The 19,052-nt window shown below is 58.8% G+C and carries 18 protein-coding genes and 1 pseudogene; 13 read left to right on the top strand and 6 right to left on the bottom strand.

The genetic code is table 11. The features are described from left to right. Positions 1 to 178: 178 nt before the first annotated feature. Positions 179 to 926, top strand: a pseudogene (locus A6U87_RS29515) (IS5 family transposase). 35 nt (positions 927 to 961) lie between these two features. Here the strand turns inward: A6U87_RS29515 and A6U87_RS28170 are convergent. Beyond that, positions 962 to 1,753, bottom strand: coding sequence for a hypothetical protein (locus tag A6U87_RS28170; RefSeq protein ID WP_244499583.1), 792 nt, complete (start codon positions 1,751 to 1,753; stop codon positions 962 to 964). Positions 1,754 to 2,061: 308 nt separating this feature from the next. After that, positions 2,062 to 2,850, bottom strand: a complete 789-nt coding sequence (locus tag A6U87_RS28175; RefSeq protein WP_065694635.1) for a hypothetical protein — start codon at positions 2,848 to 2,850, stop codon at positions 2,062 to 2,064. Between the two features lie 243 nt (positions 2,851 to 3,093). Between A6U87_RS28175 and A6U87_RS28180 the strand changes: the two genes are divergently transcribed. The 4 genes from A6U87_RS28180 to ppk2 all read left to right on the top strand — a co-directional run bounded on the left by A6U87_RS28180 (position 3,094) and on the right by ppk2 (position 7,551). Further along, positions 3,094 to 4,557: a lytic transglycosylase F gene (locus tag A6U87_RS28180; protein ID WP_065694636.1), complete on the top strand. Its 1,464-nt coding sequence runs from the start codon at positions 3,094 to 3,096 to the stop codon at positions 4,555 to 4,557. A 184-nt stretch (positions 4,558 to 4,741) separates the two neighbouring features. Then, a complete protein-coding gene (locus tag A6U87_RS28185; protein ID WP_065694637.1) occupies positions 4,742 to 5,716 on the top strand; it encodes a formylglycine-generating enzyme family protein in 975 nt (324 codons plus the stop codon). A gap of 226 nt (positions 5,717 to 5,942) precedes the next feature. Then, positions 5,943 to 6,476, top strand: a complete 534-nt coding sequence (locus A6U87_RS28190) for a dual specificity protein phosphatase family protein (protein ID WP_065694791.1) — start codon at positions 5,943 to 5,945, stop codon at positions 6,474 to 6,476. Between the two features lie 157 nt (positions 6,477 to 6,633). Further along, positions 6,634 to 7,551: a polyphosphate kinase 2 gene (gene ppk2 / locus A6U87_RS28195; protein WP_065694638.1), complete on the top strand. Its 918-nt coding sequence runs from the start codon at positions 6,634 to 6,636 to the stop codon at positions 7,549 to 7,551. Positions 7,552 to 7,581: 30 nt separating this feature from the next. Here ppk2 and A6U87_RS28200 read toward each other — a convergent pair whose 3' ends face one another. The 3 genes from A6U87_RS28200 to A6U87_RS28210 all read right to left on the bottom strand — a co-directional run bounded on the left by A6U87_RS28200 (position 7,582) and on the right by A6U87_RS28210 (position 10,076). After that, on the bottom strand, positions 7,582 to 8,352 hold the full coding sequence (locus tag A6U87_RS28200; RefSeq protein WP_083199697.1) for an isoprenylcysteine carboxylmethyltransferase family protein: 771 nt from the start codon (positions 8,350 to 8,352) through the stop codon (positions 7,582 to 7,584). Positions 8,353 to 8,363: 11 nt separating this feature from the next. Then, on the bottom strand, positions 8,364 to 9,125 hold the full coding sequence (cmoA, locus tag A6U87_RS28205) for a carboxy-S-adenosyl-L-methionine synthase CmoA (RefSeq protein WP_065694639.1): 762 nt from the start codon (positions 9,123 to 9,125) through the stop codon (positions 8,364 to 8,366). Positions 9,126 to 9,269: 144 nt separating this feature from the next. Further along, entirely contained in the window at positions 9,270 to 10,076 is an 807-nt protein-coding gene (locus A6U87_RS28210; protein ID WP_065694793.1) for a glycosyltransferase family 25 protein, read from the bottom strand. A gap of 185 nt (positions 10,077 to 10,261) precedes the next feature. On the opposite strand from A6U87_RS28210, the gene A6U87_RS28215 reads away from it, so the two are divergent. The 8 genes from A6U87_RS28215 (at position 10,262) to A6U87_RS28250 (ending at position 16,759) form a co-directional block, all read left to right on the top strand. Next, positions 10,262 to 10,918, top strand: coding sequence for a dual specificity protein phosphatase family protein (locus tag A6U87_RS28215; protein ID WP_244499584.1), 657 nt, complete (start codon positions 10,262 to 10,264; stop codon positions 10,916 to 10,918). Next, positions 10,893 to 11,252: a response regulator gene (locus A6U87_RS28220; protein ID WP_244499585.1), complete on the top strand. Its 360-nt coding sequence runs from the start codon at positions 10,893 to 10,895 to the stop codon at positions 11,250 to 11,252. Before A6U87_RS28215 ends, A6U87_RS28220 begins: the two co-directional genes overlap by 26 nt. A gap of 228 nt (positions 11,253 to 11,480) precedes the next feature. Beyond that, positions 11,481 to 12,824 carry a DUF3300 domain-containing protein gene (locus A6U87_RS28225; RefSeq protein ID WP_083199699.1) on the top strand — a complete coding sequence of 448 codons (1,344 nt, stop codon included), beginning with the start codon at positions 11,481 to 11,483 and terminating at the stop codon, positions 12,822 to 12,824. A gap of 25 nt (positions 12,825 to 12,849) precedes the next feature. Beyond that, complete coding sequence (locus A6U87_RS28230; RefSeq protein WP_065694641.1) at positions 12,850 to 13,803, top strand: DUF2950 domain-containing protein; 954 nt, start codon at positions 12,850 to 12,852, stop codon at positions 13,801 to 13,803. 108 nt (positions 13,804 to 13,911) lie between these two features. Then, positions 13,912 to 14,550 (top strand): alpha/beta family hydrolase, encoded by a 639-nt coding sequence (locus tag A6U87_RS28235; protein WP_065694642.1) that lies wholly within the window; start codon positions 13,912 to 13,914, stop codon positions 14,548 to 14,550. A 212-nt stretch (positions 14,551 to 14,762) separates the two neighbouring features. Further along, positions 14,763 to 15,626: a glycine betaine ABC transporter substrate-binding protein gene (locus tag A6U87_RS28240; protein WP_244499591.1), complete on the top strand. Its 864-nt coding sequence runs from the start codon at positions 14,763 to 14,765 to the stop codon at positions 15,624 to 15,626. Continuing rightward, positions 15,623 to 16,300: a L,D-transpeptidase gene (locus tag A6U87_RS28245; RefSeq protein ID WP_113523701.1), complete on the top strand. Its 678-nt coding sequence runs from the start codon at positions 15,623 to 15,625 to the stop codon at positions 16,298 to 16,300. Before A6U87_RS28240 ends, A6U87_RS28245 begins: the two co-directional genes overlap by 4 nt. A 183-nt stretch (positions 16,301 to 16,483) precedes the next feature. Beyond that, the gene (locus A6U87_RS28250; protein ID WP_065694644.1) at positions 16,484 to 16,759 is read left to right on the top strand and encodes a hypothetical protein; all 276 of its coding nucleotides are present in this window, start codon (positions 16,484 to 16,486) and stop codon (positions 16,757 to 16,759) included. Positions 16,760 to 16,796: 37 nt separating this feature from the next. Here A6U87_RS28250 and A6U87_RS28255 read toward each other — a convergent pair whose 3' ends face one another. Beyond that, positions 16,797 to 19,040, bottom strand: a complete 2,244-nt coding sequence (locus tag A6U87_RS28255; protein WP_065694645.1) for a glycoside hydrolase family 2 protein — start codon at positions 19,038 to 19,040, stop codon at positions 16,797 to 16,799. Between the last annotated feature and the right edge of the window lie 12 nt (positions 19,041 to 19,052).

Genomic DNA, 19,052 nt, shown 5'->3' on the forward strand with positions numbered 1-19,052 from the left:
GGATAAACAATGCCGATTGTGGAGCGTTGCAAAAGTACGCAACGGTAAATTTCGACGTATCCGCCAGGAAGCAGCGCGAAATTTGAGTGCGACAAGGACTGATTTGTGAAGGCAGCGGCCCGGAAAGATCGGAGCCCACCGCTCTCGCTTGCCTCGGGGCAGTGGGCACTGGGCGGGGCTGGCAAGAGAGCTAACGGGCTCGGTATCGCAAGCTAAGTCGTCGACGAAAGGAGTTTCAGCATGGAGTGACGTGGAGTGGCGGCTGATCGAGCCGCTGCTCCCGAACAAGCCACGCGGGGTTGCCCGTGTCGATGACCGCCGGGTCATCAACGGCATCTTCTACATTCTTCGCACGGGGTCACCCTGGCGCGACCTGCCTGCACGCTATGGACCGCATACGACCGTCTATAATCGGTTCAATCGTTGGGCCAAAGCGGGCGTCTGGGTTCGTGTGTTCAAGGCCTTGTCGTCCGCCTCGCCCAATGCGATGCACCTGATCGACAGTTCGATCATCCGCGCCCACCAGCATGCTGCCGGTGGAAAAAAGGGGGTCCGGATCACGCCATCGGCCGGTCTTGTGGAGGACGGAGCACCAAGATCAATGCTCTGGTCGATCAGGATGGACTGCCGCTGCGGGTTACCCTTTCCGCCGGCCAAGCATCGGACAAGGCAGCTGTCGAGGCGCTGATCGACGGTCTCGAACCGGCCAAGGCCCTTGTGGCTGACCGCGGTTACGATGCTAAGGCCATTGTGGATCTGGTCCGCAAGCGTGGTGGCCACGCTCACATTCCCACACAGAGGGATCGCAAAGTCCAGCGCACAGTCGATCCGGTGGTCTATAAGAAACGCAATGTCGTCGAACGCTACTTCTGCAAACTCAAGCAGTCATGCTCGCCTCAGCTCGCATATGGCTCAGAAATTATTAGTCCACCACCTAGTCGAAATAATAGACCATTGCGTTTTACGAGCTGTTACCCCGAGATCCCTGGATTGCCCAGTCGTATACGGTCGCATCTGTCCGAAAGTAGCCGAGCCGTGGCGAGGCTAGGTCGAGAATGTCCACGACGATCGCGGTCCAAACGGCGGTCAGCAGGAAAATCAGGAAGCGAACGGGGCGGCCCTTCAGGCCGAACTGGTAGCCGAGGGCCGCCATACTCAAGAACATGACGCCGATAAGCAGCCAGAAGATCTGCCAGGGCAGTCGCATTCCGAGCGCGAAGCGTTCTGCGGTGCTGGCGTCGAAGGTCTCGTTGACGGATGCCATCAGCGCTGCGGAGACCGGATCGGGCCGCGCACGCACGATCGTGGTCACGCGGCTCCAGATCTCCTTCTGAAGTGCGGAGGTGTCGGTGTTGGTCCTCGCGACGACGTCGCCACTCCGGCCAGCCCTTACGAAATCGGCCCGTACGCGCGCATACTCTTCGAGCAGCGTCGCGATTTCGTCACCGGCGGGGATGCCGATCGCGTTTGCTCGCAGCCAGGCCGTGCCGATGGCGTTGGCTTCAGTTAGCGTCCCCTCACGACGCTCGGTGAAACGCGCGGACGCGTATGACAGTGTAAGTGCCAGAACGAAAGCGAGCAGGCCGAGCATTCCGGCGACGACGACGCCTACATTTTCGACTTGTCCGCCCTTGCCGTCGCGGCTTCGAGCGCCCACGCGAAAACCGACTTCATGGGCTACAAGCTGCGTGCCAAGGAGGCCAATAGCAAACGCGATCGGGCTCCATTCGGCGATAGTGATGATGAGATTCACGGCACGCTCCGTAGTGTTCATGCTCATGATGTGCCAAGGGAAGGCGGCATCGGGTGCCGATCGATCTTGGAAAAATCCTGGGTTTTTCGGAAGTACGTTACGGTAAAAATGCCCGGAGCAACGGGCTGCCCGAGAGGCGCAACCACGTGCGCTCGATCCCGACCGCGTGACGGCTCGTCCCGGAAACTGGAACCGCAGCCTGGAGAACCAGTCAAACAACCGCTGTTGCTGTCGCCGAGATGGAACGGCTCCATGATGAGGAAACAATCGGCTTCGGCAGCTCGGCTAGGTCGCGATCCTTTGAAGCGTTAGAACCTGATTGTCATGCCGAGGATGGGTCCATGCTGGATGACATCGTAGGTGAAGCCGTCGTTGCTGTAGTTGACGCCCTGCGCGCGATAGCCGGCAACTGCCGATACCGTGTCATTGAACTTGTAGCCCAGACCTCCAAGCACATCCCAGTCGAGGTCGGATCCACCGGCGCCGATCATCGCCCATCCCGTGGCGTAAATGTTGTCGGTAAAGGAGTAGCTGCCTTTAACGCCGACTAGACCATCGACCCAGTTTGCCGAGTCAGTGCGGGAAAGGCTGCCGATCAATCCGCCGCTCAACGCGACCCGTGTCTCTACGTGCCAAAAGCGTGCGCCCGCGAGCACGTCAAAGCGAAGCTTGGGGTCCTCATAGACTGTGTAAGCGCCGCCAACCATGGCGGTGAACGTGACCGACTTCAAGTCGACCTGGTCGGCAATGATGCCGCGGGGTGTCGCTGCATCGGTCGTTACCCTGACATAGCTGAGATCGGTGAAGATGCTGTAGCGATCATAGCGCGCATCGGCCGCGCCCATGAAGGCGAAGTCCAAGTCCGATATAATATCGCTGAAGTTCTCGCTGATATCGACCGTCGGCAGTCCGAGAATTTGCGTTTTGCCGTCGAGCCCGGCGATCCAAAAATAGGGGGAGGCAGAGAACGTCCATCCGCTGGAGCTTGAGGGAACGGGTTGCGGTGCAGTTGCCGGGAGAAGATCGGCGGCCCGCGCGCCGGTGGAAACGGCAAGCGCCGCCACGATCGTTGCAATGTATGCTATCTTACTGACCATTGGACTTCCCCTCGAACGCCACGGCTACAGATGACTCACTGCTGGAACGATGTTGGCAATATTGGAGCCCATTAGGAAGCGCTTTTTCGCGTTGAGGTGGCGGTAAGGAGCGGATCGCGCGTTGCTGTTGCCGAACCGCTACGAAATCCGCTAGCATCGCGCGGTCGCTCAAAAGTCCTGCTCACGCGTGGAATCTGAAGGCGACAGGCCTCTGTCGGAAAACACGGAAGTTGGGGTGGAGCCATGCGCCATTTTTTTCTGAGGGTGATGCTTGCCGCTGCGATCCTGTTCGTTAGCCACCAAGTCCTGTTCGCAACGGATGTCGGTGCACCGCTGCTTACGAAAATCATGCCGAAGCCAAATACCGGCGACCTCGATGCGATGGCCAAGTTGCGGCTGATCCGGATCCTGGTGCCCTACAGCAAGACCATCTACTTCATCGACAAGGGACGCCAGTTCGGAACCGCAGTGGATTTTGGGCTCGCGCTCGAGAAGGAGCTGAACAAGGGAAAGAAGAAGGAAATCGAGCGTATACGGGTCGCCTTCATTCCGACGGCGCGCGATCGTCTCCTTCCGGCACTCAACGAAGGGGTTGGCGATATTGTCATGGCGAACATGACAGTGACTCCCAAGCGACTGGAGCAGGTCGACTTCAGCGCGCCGATCTATGCCGATGCAAGTGAAGTGCTGGTATCGGGGCCGTCTGCCCCTGCCTTGGCCAGCCTCGCCGAGCTCAGCGGCAAGGAGATAGCCGTTCGCCAGAGCAGCAGCTATTACGAGCACCTTGTTGCCCTCAATGAGCAGCTAAAGCATGACGGCAAGCCGGAAGTCCGGATCAAGATCATTGATGAGAATCTCGAGGATGAAGATCTGATGGAGATGGTCAATGCCGGGCTGTTGCCCTGGACGATCGTCGACCAGTACAAGGCCGAGATATGGTCTACGGTCTTTTCCGATCTGAAGGTGCATGCCGACATTGCCGTATCGACGCATGGGGAGATCGCCTGGGCCATCCGCAAGGACAGTCCGCAACTGAAGGCGGTGCTCGATAAATTTGCCGGGGAGCACAAGATCGGGACAGCCTTCGGCAATATGCTTCGGAACAAGTTTTTCAAAAGCGACAAGATACTGAAGAAGGCCTATTCCCCCGATGATGTCGAGCGGTTCAAGACGCTGGTCGCAATCTTCCGCAAGCATGCGGGCGAATATTCCTTCGACTATCTGATGCTAATCGCCCAGGGCTATCAGGAGTCTCAGCTGGACCAGACACGGCGCAGCCCACGTGGCGCGGTGGGCGTCATGCAGCTCCTTCCGGCCACCGCAGCCGACAAGGATATCGGCATCACGGGTATCGCCCAGAGTGAGGATCGCAACGTCGAGGCTGGCGCGAAATATCTTCGCCATCTGATTGATGTCTATATCAACGACCCCGGCATAACGCCGCGCGACCAGCAATTGATGGCCTTTGCCGCCTACAATGCGGGGCCGGGGAATCTCAGGAAATTCCGGAAGAAGGCTACCGAACTCGGCCTCGATCCCAATATCTGGTTCGGCAATGTCGAGAACGGTGCCGCGGCGATCGTCGGGCGCGAGACGGTTCAGTACGTCAGCAACATCTTCAAATATTACATTGCCTACACCCTGCTGGAGGAGCAGATGGCCCTGCACAAGAGCTCAGCAGAAACGGCGGCGACGCCGAAGAATTAGGGCGATCTGGCCTTTTCGGCGGGAGCGTAGCGGCCTCCATGCCGTCGTCGGTTTCTCCGGATCTGAGCAAAAAATCGGCGCTCGACTTCGTGGGACTGGCGAGGACCGAGGAAACGCGCCATATTCAGGATTGTGATCGCATGCCCAGGCTCGTCAATTCACCAGCAGGCAGGATGCTATTTCGATGAATATCCGATCAGCCGATGTTGTCGACGCACCGAAAGAGACCGCCCCGGCCGGAATGGTGTGGGTGCCCGGTTCGACCTATATGATGGGCTCTGACCATCACTATCCCGAGGAAGCGCCGGCTCACCCTGTCCGTGTCGACGGTTTCTGGATCGACGAGGCGCCCGTTACCAATCGGGACTTCCTCAGCTTCGTCAACGCAACGGGACATGTCACCTTCGCGGAGAAAAAGCCGGTGGCGTCGGAATATCCCGGTGCCGATCCGGCCAAGTTGAGGGCGGGATCGCTGGTATTCGTGCCGCCGAACTATGTGGTGCAGAGCCGCGATATCCGCCAGTGGTGGGTGTTCACCCTCGGCGCCAATTGGCGCCACCCGCTTGGACGCAAGAGCAGCATCGGCAATCTTCTCGACCATCCGGTGGTGCATATCGCCTATTGCGATGCGCTTGCCTATGCCGAGTGGGCCGGCAAGGAGCTGCCGACAGAGGCGGAATGGGAACTGGCCGCGCGGGGCGGACTGGAAGGCGCGGAGTTTGCCTGGGGCGAGGAATTTACGCCCGAGGGGCGCCATCTCGCCAATACCTGGCAGGGGGCATTCCCTCACGAAAATCTGCAGGAGGACGGGTTCGACCGCACTTCGCCGATCAAGACGTATCCTGCGAACGGCTACGGCATCTATGACATGATCGGCAATGTCTGGGAGTGGACAGTCGATTTCTGGACAACGCAGCACCCTCAGGCCGCCGCGAAGGCCTGCTGCATCCCGAGTAACCCGCGCAATGCCGATGAAGACGCAAGCATCGATCCCCGGCAGGCGGCGCTTCATATTCCTCGCCGCGTTCTCAAAGGCGGATCGCATTTGTGCGCGCCGAACTACTGCCGCCGGTACCGCCCGGCGGCCCGGCATGCCCAGGAGATCGACACCACGACAAGCCATGTCGGTTTCCGCTGTATAAGGCGCATTCCGCGTTGAGCGGCGCTTTACTTCGAAACTAAGCGTTAAAGGCGAACAGCCGGCCTGATGTGACCGGCCGACTGTCACACAAATTTCATCGCATCCCGGGCGATTAGTGCCGGCCGTTCAGGTCGTTGTCAGCCGTCGATCGCATATCCCGAGCGTCTCTCTTTTCAAAGGCGTGGTGGATTTGAAAACCTCATTTTCTGCTTGGCGGTCACGACTTCGCTTCTCCGCAGCCGTTGTGTTCGCAACGATCGCACTCGCGGGCCTTTATGTCGGTTACCTGCAGCTGAGCGGTAATTTCCATACCGTCATTGCCGGAGAGCTCTATCGCTCGGCCCAGCCGTCGTCGGAGCAGCTTGCTGATTACGTCAAGGCACATGGCATCAAGACGGTAATCAACCTGCGTGGTCAGAATGACAATGCGTCCTGGTATGTTCAGGAGCGGGAAGAGGCGGCGCGCCTGGGCGTTCAGCACATCGATTTCCGAATGTCGGCATCCAAGATACTCTCGCCGTCGCAGGCAGACGAGCTTGTTGCCATCATGCGCTCCGCCCCGAAGCCCATCCTTGTTCATTGCCTGTCGGGCGCAGACAGAACCGGTCTGGTCTCGGTCATCTACAGCCAGAAGGTCGCTGGCATGGACGAAGAGGTCGCGGAACGCCAGCTCTCCTTCTACTACGGGCACCTGGGAATTCCCTATCTCTCGTCCGCCTACGCGATGGACAGGAGTTGGCAAGACCTCGAAACGCATTTCGGATTGCGGGAGGGCTGAACGCTTCGGCGTGTGTTGTCACGAGAATTTCATCCTGAGAGCTTAATTCGGTAGTCAGCTTCTCATGCGCGGGGCGACGAGCACGGCAAATGTTGCCGACTTGATTGTTTTACGGCAGATCTTCTGAAGCCAGGCAATTCCAGATCAGGACGCTGAAATGACCGCGACAAATGGCACTTTCCCCTCGGATTGGCTCGAAGCCGAACTGGCCGATACGCTCGACGAGGACTATGAGCTCGAACTGTCGGAACCGGCTCTGTCGGATGAGATCCGCAAGATCTATCGCAAGGCGCATCCCGCAGCGATGCCGCGGATCGATTATTTCCGAGCGCTGCTGAGCCTTCAGTCCGAGCTGATCAAGCTGCAGGATTGGGTGACCTACCACAAGGAAAAGGTCGTCGTGATCTTCGAAGGGCGCGATTCAGCGGGCAAGGGTGGCGTGATCAAGCGCATCACCCAGAGGCTCAACCCGCGTGTCGCCCGCGTCGTCGCCCTGCCTGCGCCTTCCGACCGCGAGAAGTCGCAATGGTATTTCCAGCGCTATGTGCCGCACCTGCCGGCGGGTGGCGAAATCGTCCTCTTCGACCGATCCTGGTACAACAGGTCCGGCGTCGAGCGGGTGATGGGGTTCGCCAGCGAGGATCAAGTCGAGCAATTCTTTCACGACGTGCCGGAGTTCGAACGTATGCTCGTCCGCTCCGGCATTCGCCTCGTCAAATACTGGTTCTCCATTACCGACGAAGAACAGCAGTTGCGCTTCCTCGTTCGCATCCATGACCCGCTGAAGCAATGGAAGCTTTCGCCTATGGACCTGCAGTCGCGCGTTCGCTGGGAGAGCTACACCAAGGCCAAGGAAGAGACGTTTGCCCGCACCAACATTCCAGAGGCGCCGTGGCATATCGTCGAAGGTAATGACAAGAAGCGGGCGCGGCTGAACTGCATCGACCACTTGCTGAAGCAGATTCCTTATGAAGACGTACCGCACGAGGATATCGCGCTACCGGACCGCGTCTTCAATCCGGACTATGAGCGAAAGGTCTTGCCGCCGGAGCTCTATGTTCCGTCCAAATACTGACAGGTTGAACGGCTGGCCGCGACCTCGCGGTTAGCCGTCTCCGGGTTGCGGCTCGTAGAGTGTCTTCCGTTCGCGGAACACACCCTGCTTCTTCAGATGGCTCACCGCAGCCGTTGCAAGCCCGACAACCGCGATCGAGAGACCCAGCGCGAGCAGGTACGAGCCGTACTCAGCCCTATTCGCAGTCGCGGCATATCTGTAGATTTCGGTAACGAGAATTGCGATCAGAGCGGCCGCGATGGTGGAATAGTCCTTTGCGATTACGCGCTTGATGTTGAAGGTCATTCCACGAGTCGACTCGGCAAAATTGGCAAGTCGCAGCCCCCAGCGAGGAACGTCACGACAGTAAGCGAGGTAGCCATCGCCAAACTTGGCCTGGAGAAACTTCTCTTCCGCATAGACGATGCATTGATAGATGAATGCGAACAATACCGTGCCCACAATCACGACCGTCGGATCGCCGTGCAGCAGAAATATGCCCACGTAGACCAGCATGTTGCCGACATATAGCGGATTGCGACACACACCGAACATCCCGTCGGTGACGAGGTCGTTGGCATAGACGCGCTTGTTCAGGCCGCCACGCTTTATGTAGGCGTAACCGATCACGGTTGCCCGCAGCGTCAATCCGGACAGAACGACAAGCAGCGCGACGAGATCCTTGACACGTTCGGCTGTGACGCTTCCACCGAAATCTGAAGACGGTGCCGCAACCAAAAACAGCACCACGATGATGAAGGGAAATACCTGATTTCTGAACCGGAAGAAGAAATTCCCCAGTGTGATCATTGTCTGCTTCATGCGTCCCTCATTCACTTTACGGCGACGATGCCGCAGAAATTGTACCAGCGGAAAAACACTTCGACGCTGCGGAAGCCGACCTCTTTCAGAAGCTGCACATTTTCATCCAGGCGGTAGGGGATCAGCACGTTTTCGAGCGCTTCCCGTTTCTTTGAGATCTCGATCTCGGAATAACCATTCCGGCGCTTGAAGTCGTAGTAGTGCTGAATGAAAAGCCGATTGAACGTCGTGTCTTCGCTGGTCAGTTTCTCCAGCAGAAGGAGGCAGCCGTTTTCGTTCAGGCCGGCGTGGATGGTTTTCATCACGCGTTCGCGAAACAGCGGTCGAACGAATTGCAGGGTCAGCAACATGGTGACGACACTGGCGTTCTCCATCGAAAATCCGCGATGGAGATCGGTCACCTGCAGATCGATCGTGCGATTGGTGCCGGACGCTTCTATCTTCTGTGTCGCCTTGCGCAGCATGTCCGGCGCATTGTCGATGCCGATGAAATTCACGTCGGCATCGATCATGCCGTCGAGCGTGAGAAGTGTTGTCGCCGTCGAACAGCCTATGTCGTAGAGATTGGTCTTGGGCTGCGCGAAGTCCTGCGCGAGTTCGCAGACCATGCGCTGCATCTCTTCGTAATATGGTACCGAGCGGCTGACCATATCATCGAAGACATTGGCAACTGTTGCGTTGAAGGTGAAATCGCCGACGGGCTCGTGCTCGTGGGCAAATACGTTATCCCTATGCTCGGTACGAAGTACCAAGCGCCGCGTACTGTCAGCCATTAACTGTCCCCCATACAGTGGCGACGTCGTCGTGTGATACATACTACGACGTCGTGTATTAGACAGCCACGAAAAGCTGACACCAACCTGAACGAATTTCAGAGGGCGGTATAAGTTTGGTGCAGTACGTCTTCACGACGCAATTTAGTGAATTCCTGCCTTCCAAGTTGTCAGATCCCCCAGACGGGCGAGGAAACGCGTCGTTTCATACCAGAATCGGTATGGCATCACCATCATGCGCTGTCGGTGGGGCAGACGGTACTGTCGTAGTCCATTCTGAATAAAGGAGTGGCGGTCGGCAGTTTGGAGGACCGGGACGGGGGCAACGAACAGCGCCTTAAGGCCGGCAAAGTGTTCGAGGTCGAAAGCGAGGTCATAGGGTAGCCGCATGGGATTGAGCTGTTCGGTGATCCAGGCGGCGGCACGCCTGTTGATGATGTAGGCGCCGGAGCCCTTCTCGCGCGTCAGCGAAACCGCCAACCCCCGCGCGGCCGTAAGCCTTTTCACGATATATTTTCGACCCTTATTGACTGTCGATAGCCGCAGTATATCCCAAGAGGAGGCGTCCTCGAGCGCCGCCGAGAGCAGCTCTAGTATATCGGCCGGAAATGCCAGGTCATCCTCAAGGATTAATGCATAGGCCTTCTGTGTTTCCAGCAGTTCGCGCGCACATGCGAGGTGGCTGAGATAACAGCCGATCTCAAAGGGGTTCGGTTTTCGCCCATGTCGCAGCTTGTATCCCTGCTCATCAAAGCCGGCGACGGGAAGTTTGAGCTGGCTGCCGTCAATTGCCGGCACACGTCGAAACTTCAACCCCTGCGCTGCAAGCATCGCATCCATATGCAGGCGGCGGTCGGGGCAGCGTTCGAGATTGATGTAGTAGGTCGCCATCCGCTCATTTATCCAAGAGGCGATGCTTGAATATTGTTTGCCGCTCGAAAGAGTATCCATGCCAGCCTCGAAGTTCGCGCTGAACTCGGAGGTACGCCACAAATCTTACGAGCGGTTTTCCGATAGTTTACGCTTTTGTAAGGGCAGGGCGGACGCGACACAGAGCATATTTCTGGCAACGCTTCAGGTGGCTGTCAGGGCAGAGGGGCAAAAAGGCGCATTATTCCCTCTGGCGCGAGGCACTTGTGCGATTATTGAAAATATTCCGGTCGAAGCTTTTTGTGGCCTCCGCCGCCACGCTGCTTCTTTTCGGCGGCTCGTTTGGGGCGTACGAAGCATATCTTCAGCTCAGTGGTAATTTCCACACGGTCATCCCTGGCGAACTATATCGCTCTGCACAGCCGACTTCGGCGGCGTTGGAGAGCTATGTGCGCGAGCATGGGATCAAAACCGTTCTCAATCTTCGCGGTTCAACCGACGCCAAGTGGTACAAGCAGGAACTCGCCGATGCCCAGCGTCTAGGCGTCGAGCACATCGACTTCCGCATGTCGGCTGCCAGGGTCCTGTCGCGGGAACAGGCTGACCGACTCATCGAAATTATGCGCTCGGCACCAAAGCCGATGCTGATTCACTGCCAATCGGGAGCCGATAGGACAGGGCTGGTGTCGCTCATCTACAGTCACCAGATCGCGCATATCGACGAGGATACGGCCGAACGTCAGCTTTCGTTCCTGTACGGCCATGTTGCGATTCCTCATTTCTCTAGAACCTACGCCATGGACAGAAGCTGGGCCGATCTCGAGAAATATTACAACGTGGAACCTGTCGTCGGTGCAAACCCCGCATCGGACCCTCGGGATACCGGTGCGGAGGTGCATGTCGTTGAAGGTACTTCTGGTTGAAGACAACGCGTTGCTCGGCGACGCGGTTCGCGATCATGTGGAAGCAGAAGGTCACCGGGTGAAATGGTGTGTCACGCTCGGTGACGCCACGTCTGCCGTTGCATCCGAAAACTACGGCATCGTGCTTCTTGATCTGCGCCTTCCTGATGGCAATGGTCTCACTCTTCTTCGTATGCTCCGCGACAGCCACAGCACGGTCCCGATTATCATTCTCACGGCTCATGATCAGATCTCCGATCAAATGGAGGGCCTGCGTTATGGTGCGGATGACTACCTAGTGAAGCCCTTTGGCTTGCAGGAACTCAGTGCGCGCATGAGGGCAGTCGCGCACTGATAAAACGTTCTGGTTGCTTCGGGGAGCGGTGCCGACCTCCGGCGAGCGCGCATTTCAACCTACCCGGCTCCTGAACAATGCCGCTTGTGCGGCCTTGCCGGTTGTGGTTACGTTGCCCACATCAAGCAGGTACTGCCTTCGCGGTTCCAAGGGCATCGCCCACCGCGTCACGAGATACTTTCATAGCAAGCAGCCAGAATATCGTGCGTTCGAATGTCGGAGGATGACATGGGAATACGTGCTGGAAATGGGTGCGTCCGCGTTGCGGCAACGGTTTTGACGGCACTGGGTTTGTGGAGTTTGCCTGTCACCGCGACATTCGCCCAGGAGCAGGCAAGCGCGGATACAACGACGACCCAGAGCGATGCGCCTCAACTGTTGAGCGAAGATCAGCTTGAAGTGCTGGTGGCACGGATCGCGCTCTATCCCGATGAACTGGTCGCGCTGATCAGCTCGGCGTCCATCTATCCGCTGCAGATTGTCGAAGCGTCGCGCTATCTGGACGACGTGCAGAAGAACAAATCGCTGAAGCCCAAGAGTACCTGGGACGGTAGCGTCGTATCGCTGCTGAACTATCCCGATATCGTTAAGATGATGGCCAATGATCTCGATTGGACGCAGGCCATCGGTGCGGCCATCGCCAATCAGCAGAAGGGCGTTCTGGTCGCAATTCAGACCCTCCGGGACAAGGCGGTGGCGGATGGCGTCATCAAGACCGACGACAAGATCAAGGTCGTCAAGCAGAACGACAATGTCGTCATTCAGGCAACCAATCCCGAAAAGATCTATGTTCCGCACTACCCGCCTGAAATGCTCTATCAGGCGGGGTACCCGCCAGCGCCACTGGCCTATTACCCGGATCCCTATCCCAACTACTACTATCCCACGGCTCCCTATTTCGCGGCCTTCGTGACCGGAGCGGTGTTCGGTGCGGCGGTGGATTGGGACCACTGGGGCGTATGGGGCGGGCGTTACAACGGGAACGACGTCAATATCGATTGCAATAATTGTTTCAACAACATCAGCGGCAACAACATCAACGGCAAGGTGAACTTCAACGACGTGGACTGGAAAAACGTCGATCGGAGCAAGATCAGCTTCGACCAGAACCAGTTCACCAAACTCGACAACACCAACATGCGCGGCAAGATCGAGGCGAACGACACCAATAACGTCAACGCCAAGGCCAAGACCCTGCAAAGCAATGCCGCCAGCGCTGCGAGCAATCGCGTTTCCCCCTCTTCGATCAAGGATGTTCGTGCGAACAAGATCGATGGCGGGCAACCGGGTTCTGCCAATCGTGGCGGCAAAGGCAACCTGGCCGGCGCGGGAGCCTCCAGACCCGACACTTCGCCTAAGCGCCCCGACGCACGAGCAGCTTCGTCCAATCGCCCGGCTGCAAAGCCGAACATGGCAAACAGGCCGGACAACCGGCCGAGCCAGCCGTCCGGACTTGGTGAGGTTCGGTCGGGAAGGGCAGCGCAGATGCAATCCGACAGAGGCGGCAAGGCCATGGGTGGCGGGCAGCACGGTGGCGGGCGGGCGCGCATTCCTCACGGCGAACGCCGCTAGGTCAATCGAACAAAGGACATTCGTCATGATTGAGCATGATCATCGCATGATCTCTCGTTCGATTTTTGGATCGATCGTTGTTTCAGTTCTCCTCCTTGCCGGGACAGGCGTAGCAGCCGACCGACCGGCTTTCGAAAACTTTGTCTCGAAGCAAAAGTCGCCTGAATATGCGACGGCCGATGACGCCATGGCGGCCTTCAAGGATGCCGTTGCGGCGTCCGATCTGGACAAGCTGGCCGCGCTACTCGGTGTTGACGCCGCCAAGTTGAAGGCAACCGAGGGTGTGACGGAGACGCTTTCGGCCATCAAGGAAGGAGCGGACCAGCGGCTGAGCCTGGAGACCAATAAGAGTGGGCAGAGCGTTATCGATGTCGGTGACGAGCAATGGCCGTTTCCCTTCCCGATAACGAAACGCGAGGACGGGAAATGGGCCTTCGACCCGGTCGCGGGTATCGAGGAGATCATCAATCGTCGCATCGGCGAAAACGAACTGCAGACGATCCTCACCATGCGGGCCTATGTCGATGCCCAGGAGGAATACGCGCTTCATGACCACGACGGCGATGGTGTCTTGGAGTATGCGCAGAAGCTCATCAGCAGTCCCGGAAAGACAGATGGCCTTTTCTGGCCACCCGGGCAGTCCGAAGACGCGAGCCCGGCGGGACCGATCCTCGACTACGCCCAGCTCAAGAAAGCCAAGGACGACAAAGGCTACTTTGGCTATCGTTACAAGATACTGACACGGCAAGGCGCCAATATCGCCGGCGGTGCCTATGATTACATCATCAACGGCAACATGATCGCTGGCTTTGCTCTTGTGGCCTGGCCGGTGAAATATGGCGAGACCGGTGTCCAAACCTTCGTCGTCAATCGGAACGGCATCGTCTACCAAGCCGATCTCGGAGCGGATACGAGCACTATCGCTTCCAGGATGAAGTCGTTTAACCCGGGCGACAAATGGCAAGTGACAGACGACTAGGCCACAGCAAAACAGCCGTTCGGTCGCTGGCTTTGTGGCCTAACTTGCGGTGCGCGCCTTGAGATTTCGGTGTGGCGTGCTATCGGCCGCCGGTTTAGAAAACGTGTGATGAACGACAGATTTCTCTTCGATGGTCCACCTGATGCGGAAACGTCCATCCTGCTTGCGCATGGCGCCGGTGGTGCAATGGATTCGGCCTCCATGACCGCGGCCGCCCAGGCGCTCGCGGCTCGAGGTTTTCGCGTCGCGCGTTTCGAGTTCGGCTATATGGCGGCTCGCCGCGTTTCCGATTCACGGACACCGCCGCCACGCGCCGACAAGCTGATCCCCGAATATGTCGCGGCTGTCCAGGCGCTTAAGGCGAGCGGTCGTCTGATCATCGGCGGCAAGTCGATGGGTGGCCGCGTGGCCAGTATGGTAGCCGATGACCTTCGTGCCAAAGGCGGAATCGTCGGTCTTCTGTGCCTCGGCTATCCCTTCCACCCGCCGGGAAAGCCCGAGCAGTTGCGCACCGCGCATCTCGCGCAGCTGAAGACGCCCACGCTGATATGCCAGGGCACGCGGGATGAGTTCGGGACGAAGGACGAGGTCGCCACCTACGTGCTCTCACCCGCGATCGATGTGCTCTGGCTCGAGGACGGCGATCACGATCTCAAGCCGCGCAAGAAGATCTCCGGATTCAGCGCCGCCGATCACCTGTCCACCATGGCCGCCCGCGTCGAGGTGTGGGCCAAGGGTCTGGATTGACATCAAGCGTCGTGATCGCGCGCGCTTGACGGATGCGGCCCGGTTGGGCATGTTCGCTTGCAGGGTGTACCGTGCATTTCTACGATCCTGTGGCGCATGTTTGGGGGACAGGCATGACGAAGCGCGTGGCATGTTTATGGCTTTCCGTATCAGTGCTTGCAGCCGTCTTCGGTCTTGGTGGCCGGGCAGACGCTGCCGATCTCTTGATCGCCATGCCGAACTGGCCTTCGGGCCAGGCGACGGCGAACATCCTGAAAGTGGGGATCGCCAAGGAATTCGGACTTGATGCCGATGTTCAGGAAATCGGTACGCTCAATGCTTTCGTCGGTCTTGAGAACGGCACGGTGGATATTCACCCCGAGGTCTGGCGGCCGAACCTTGACGACGTCATCAAGAAATTCGTGACGGACAAGGGTGTCGTCGTACTCAGCAAGCGCGGTGTGGCTGCATGGCAGGGGATTTGCGCGACACCGAGTGCCGTCGAGAAGGGTTTGCAGACGATCGACGATCTGAGCGATCCGGAAAAGACCAAGATTCTCGACACCGATGGTGATGGCAAGGGCGAGATGTGGATCGGCGCCCCTACATGGTCATCGACAGGAATCGAGCGCGTTCGGGCGAATACCTATGGTTATGCGAAGAACCTGACCTTGGTCGAAGCCGAGGAGGAAGTCGCCATGGCAGGGCTCGACGCGGCAGTCGCGACCAACCAGCCGATGGTTTTCGCGTGCTACGCGCCACACTTCATCTTCGATCTCCACAAGATCGCGCGGATCAAGGAACCGCCGCACGACGCCGGCAAATGGAAGCTCGTCAGCGCTGCCGATCCGCTGTGGATCAGCAAATCAACGGCCTCTACGGCGTGGGGTGCCGCGGAATTCCACATCGCCTACTCGAAGACGTTCGAAAAGAAGCACGCCAATATCGCGGCATTTCTCGAGAAGGTCGACTTCTCCCCGGAGGAGGTAACCGCGATGAGCTATGCGCTCGAGGTGGAGCGCCAGACGCCGTCCGACTACGCAAAGAAATGGGTCGCGGATAACGCAAACCGGGTCGATGGGTGGGCGAAACAATGACGGCAAGCTTCCAACATCTCCGAAAGACCAAGGCAGCCGCCATCGTGGTCGCGGCCTTTGCCTCGCTGGTTCCGTTGATCGCCTGGGCGCAAACGCAGATCTATGATCCCAAGACGCACACCTGGGTCGATTACGACAAGAAGAAAGCGCGGCAATACTACGCCCGCAACAATCAGCCACCCGAGGCGTTCCGCATGCAGACGGTGCCCTTCCGTACGGCGGAGCCACCGGGCACGATCATTATCGATGGCAACCAGCATTTTCTCTACCTCGTGCAGCCGGGTGGGCAGGCCATTCGGTACGGCATCGGTGTCGGGCGCGAAGGTTTCGGCTGGGCAGGAATCGTGCGGGTCGGACGAACGGCGGAGTGGCCGACGTGGACGCCGCCGGCCGAGATGGTGGCGCGCGACCCGAATGCCGCGAAATGGGCGGCGGGAATGCCCGGCGGGCCGGACAATCCGCTGGGGGCGAGAGCGCTCTATCTCTATGACGGCGGCCAGGACACGATCTATCGCATCCATGGGACGGCGGAGCCTTGGACAATCGGCCTCGATGTGTCGTCCGGCTGTATTCGCATGAACAACAATGACATCATCGATCTGCATTCACGGATACAGATCGGCGCCAAGGTGATCGTGCTGATGCAGGGCGCCGCGCTCTACAAGGGCGTCTGAGCACCGGCTGACGCAATTTCGGCAGAGGGCTGCCGTGGTTTCGCGTCTGGAATTGCGTGAAGCCAGGCCGAAAATTGCAGAAGAAGACGTGCAGGAAGGACCGACAAATTCCGGAGGGTGGGATACGTGCCGCACAATGACCTTATGACGCGAATTGCAGGCCGGTGGAGTATTCTTGTGGCAATGGGGGCGGTCGTGATCGGCGGTTGCACGCCTCCCGCGCCACCGCCGGATGCCATGGCACGGACGACCCTGCAAACCGCGCCGGCGGATCTGCAGCTGTTGTGCGCGAATTCCGCAGCCGGGGTTGCCGGCGCGGGCGCCAAGGTTCTGCCAACCGGTTCGCGCGCATTGCCGGACGGCACTTTTGGTGTCGACCTTGATGCCGGCGGCAAGAAATTCTCCTGCGTCGTCGACAACAACGGCACCGTGCGTTCGGTGACGCCGGCAGCGGCCTAAGGCTTGTGTGCTCGCCGGCTGGCCGGCGAGCGACAACTCAAACGGCGGCTACCGTGACGACGACCGGCTCAAAACGGGCCGATGTCGCTTCCACGGTAACAGTCCCGGTCAATCCCGTTGCCTCCAGCCAGAAGCCGGCCGTTCCGCCTTGCAGGGGCACGCAGCTCGGTCCGACGATCTTGGCCGGTCCGTTGACACGAAGGGTGATGCTCTCGTTGAGGAACGGCAGTCGGTGGCCGTGCTGGTCGAGCGCGCGGATGATCACGCGTGTCGTATCGCGTTCGCGCGCCTTGAGCGTACTGCTATCGGCAACCAGCTCCAGTGTTGTTGGCAGCGGATCGGCTGCGAACGTCAGATGGGCAACCGGTTCTCCGTCGATATAGCCCGTGAATTTCCCGTCGATCCAGGCAAGGCCCCAGGTGCCCAGCTCGTCCGGCGTAAAATGGCGATGATCGAGAACGACCGGCGGATGCGGCAGGTGGGGGTAGTTCTCGCGGTCCGGGCCGATACGCTTCGTCACCGAGCCGTAGGTCAACTCCACCTCGTCGCAATTGGTCAGCACGATAAGCGGCAGAACACCGCCGATGTTGCGTTCGCCACGCGCCCAGAAGGTTACGGGCTTCATGATGATTTCGTCGGACGGGTCACATTGGCTGGCGTAAACGTAAGCCGCGAATTTCGGTTCGCGAAACATGTCCATGACGCCGTGGTAGCAGATACGGTCGCCGGAGCCGAAATCCTTGTGCGTGTTGTAGTCGAACATGCACCAGCCGATCGCGCCCGCGATATCGGGGTCGCCGTAGGCGGCGTTGAGCACTTCGAGGTGGCGGCGCACATGTTCGGCCTGGCGCGCCTCCTGGTCATAGATCTTGGTCGGATACATGTGGCCACCGAACTCGGTGATCATGTACGGCACCTTGCGAGACAGTCCCGTGCTTTCCTGCTGTGGGCGTAGTGCGGTGCGCGGGCGATTGACGCCGGGCAGTTCCTCGTTGCCGAGGATGAAGTCGTTCATCGTGTAGACGTCTTCGAGCAGTTCGCTGTCGGTGATGTAACGGACACCGCCGGTCTGCCGGGTCGGGTCGAGTTCGCGCGCAAGCCGGTTCGTTTCCGCATAGAAATCGTGGCTGTCCTGCGATTCATTGATGCGCACGCCCCATATGACGATAGACGGATGGTTCCAGTCTCGCTCGATCATGCGCCGTACGTTGCGGATCGACTCCTGCTGCCACTCCTCGTCGCCGATGTGCTGCCAGCCCGGGATTTCCTCGAAAACCAGGAGGCCGATGCGGTCGCATTGGTCGAGAAACCACTTCGACTGCGGATAGTGCGACGTGCGCACCATGTTGCATTTCAACACCGTCTTCATGATGTCGGCATCGCGCTCCTGCGCGGAACGCCCGGCGGCATAGCCGACATAGGGGAAGGCCTGATGGCGGTTGAGCCCGCGCAGTTTCAGCGGCTTGCCGTTCAGCAAAAAACCGTCCGGTGTGAACTCGGCCGAGCGGAAGCCGAAATGGGAGGAGAGCCGATCGGAACCGTGGCTCGTCGCCAGTTCGACGTTGACGCAGTAGAGCGCCGGCGTCTCGAGACTCCAGAGCGCTATGTCGGTCAGGCCGTGGAAGGATAGCGTGACCGCTTCTCCAGTCGTTTCGCCCGATGTGGTCGCCAACACCGTGCCGTCACCATCCTTCAGCGTTGCCGTCAACGTGCCGAGGAAGTCGACAGCCTGCGGATTGGCGAGGTCGATCCGGACCGTCGCTGTTTTCTCGTCATTCAGAACGTCCCGGGTTTCGATCTTGAGATTGCTGATCGAGACCGGATCGGTAACCTTGAGCCATACGTCGCGATAGATCCCGGCATAGGTGAGATAGTCGATGGCGCCGCCGAAGGGCGGAATAGCCGGGTTTTCGCTGCCGTCGATCTTCACGGCGATCAGGTTGTCGCCCTTGATGAGCTTGCCGGTAAGCCGGGCCTCGAAGGGTGTGTAACCATCCTTGTGCGCAATGATCTCCTCACCATTCAGATAAACGACGGCATCGGCCATGGCCGCGTCGAAAACGAGCGACACCTCGCGACCCGTGAACTCCGGCATCCAGCGCAGGAGCTTCTGATAGGTGAAGGCGCGCTGGTAGGACTTCTCATCGAAATAATTGAACGGCAGTTCTACTGCCGTGTGCGGCAGGCTGACCAATTGTCTGCCGTCGAAACTGTCGAGCAGGCGCTGGGCGAACCCTTCGTGAAAAGCCCATGATTCATTGAACGAGACGACGGAACGCATCTCATGCTCCTT

It is taken from the genome of Rhizobium sp. AC44/96 (assembly GCF_001692185.1).
Lineage (GTDB): Bacteria > Pseudomonadota > Alphaproteobacteria > Rhizobiales > Rhizobiaceae > Rhizobium.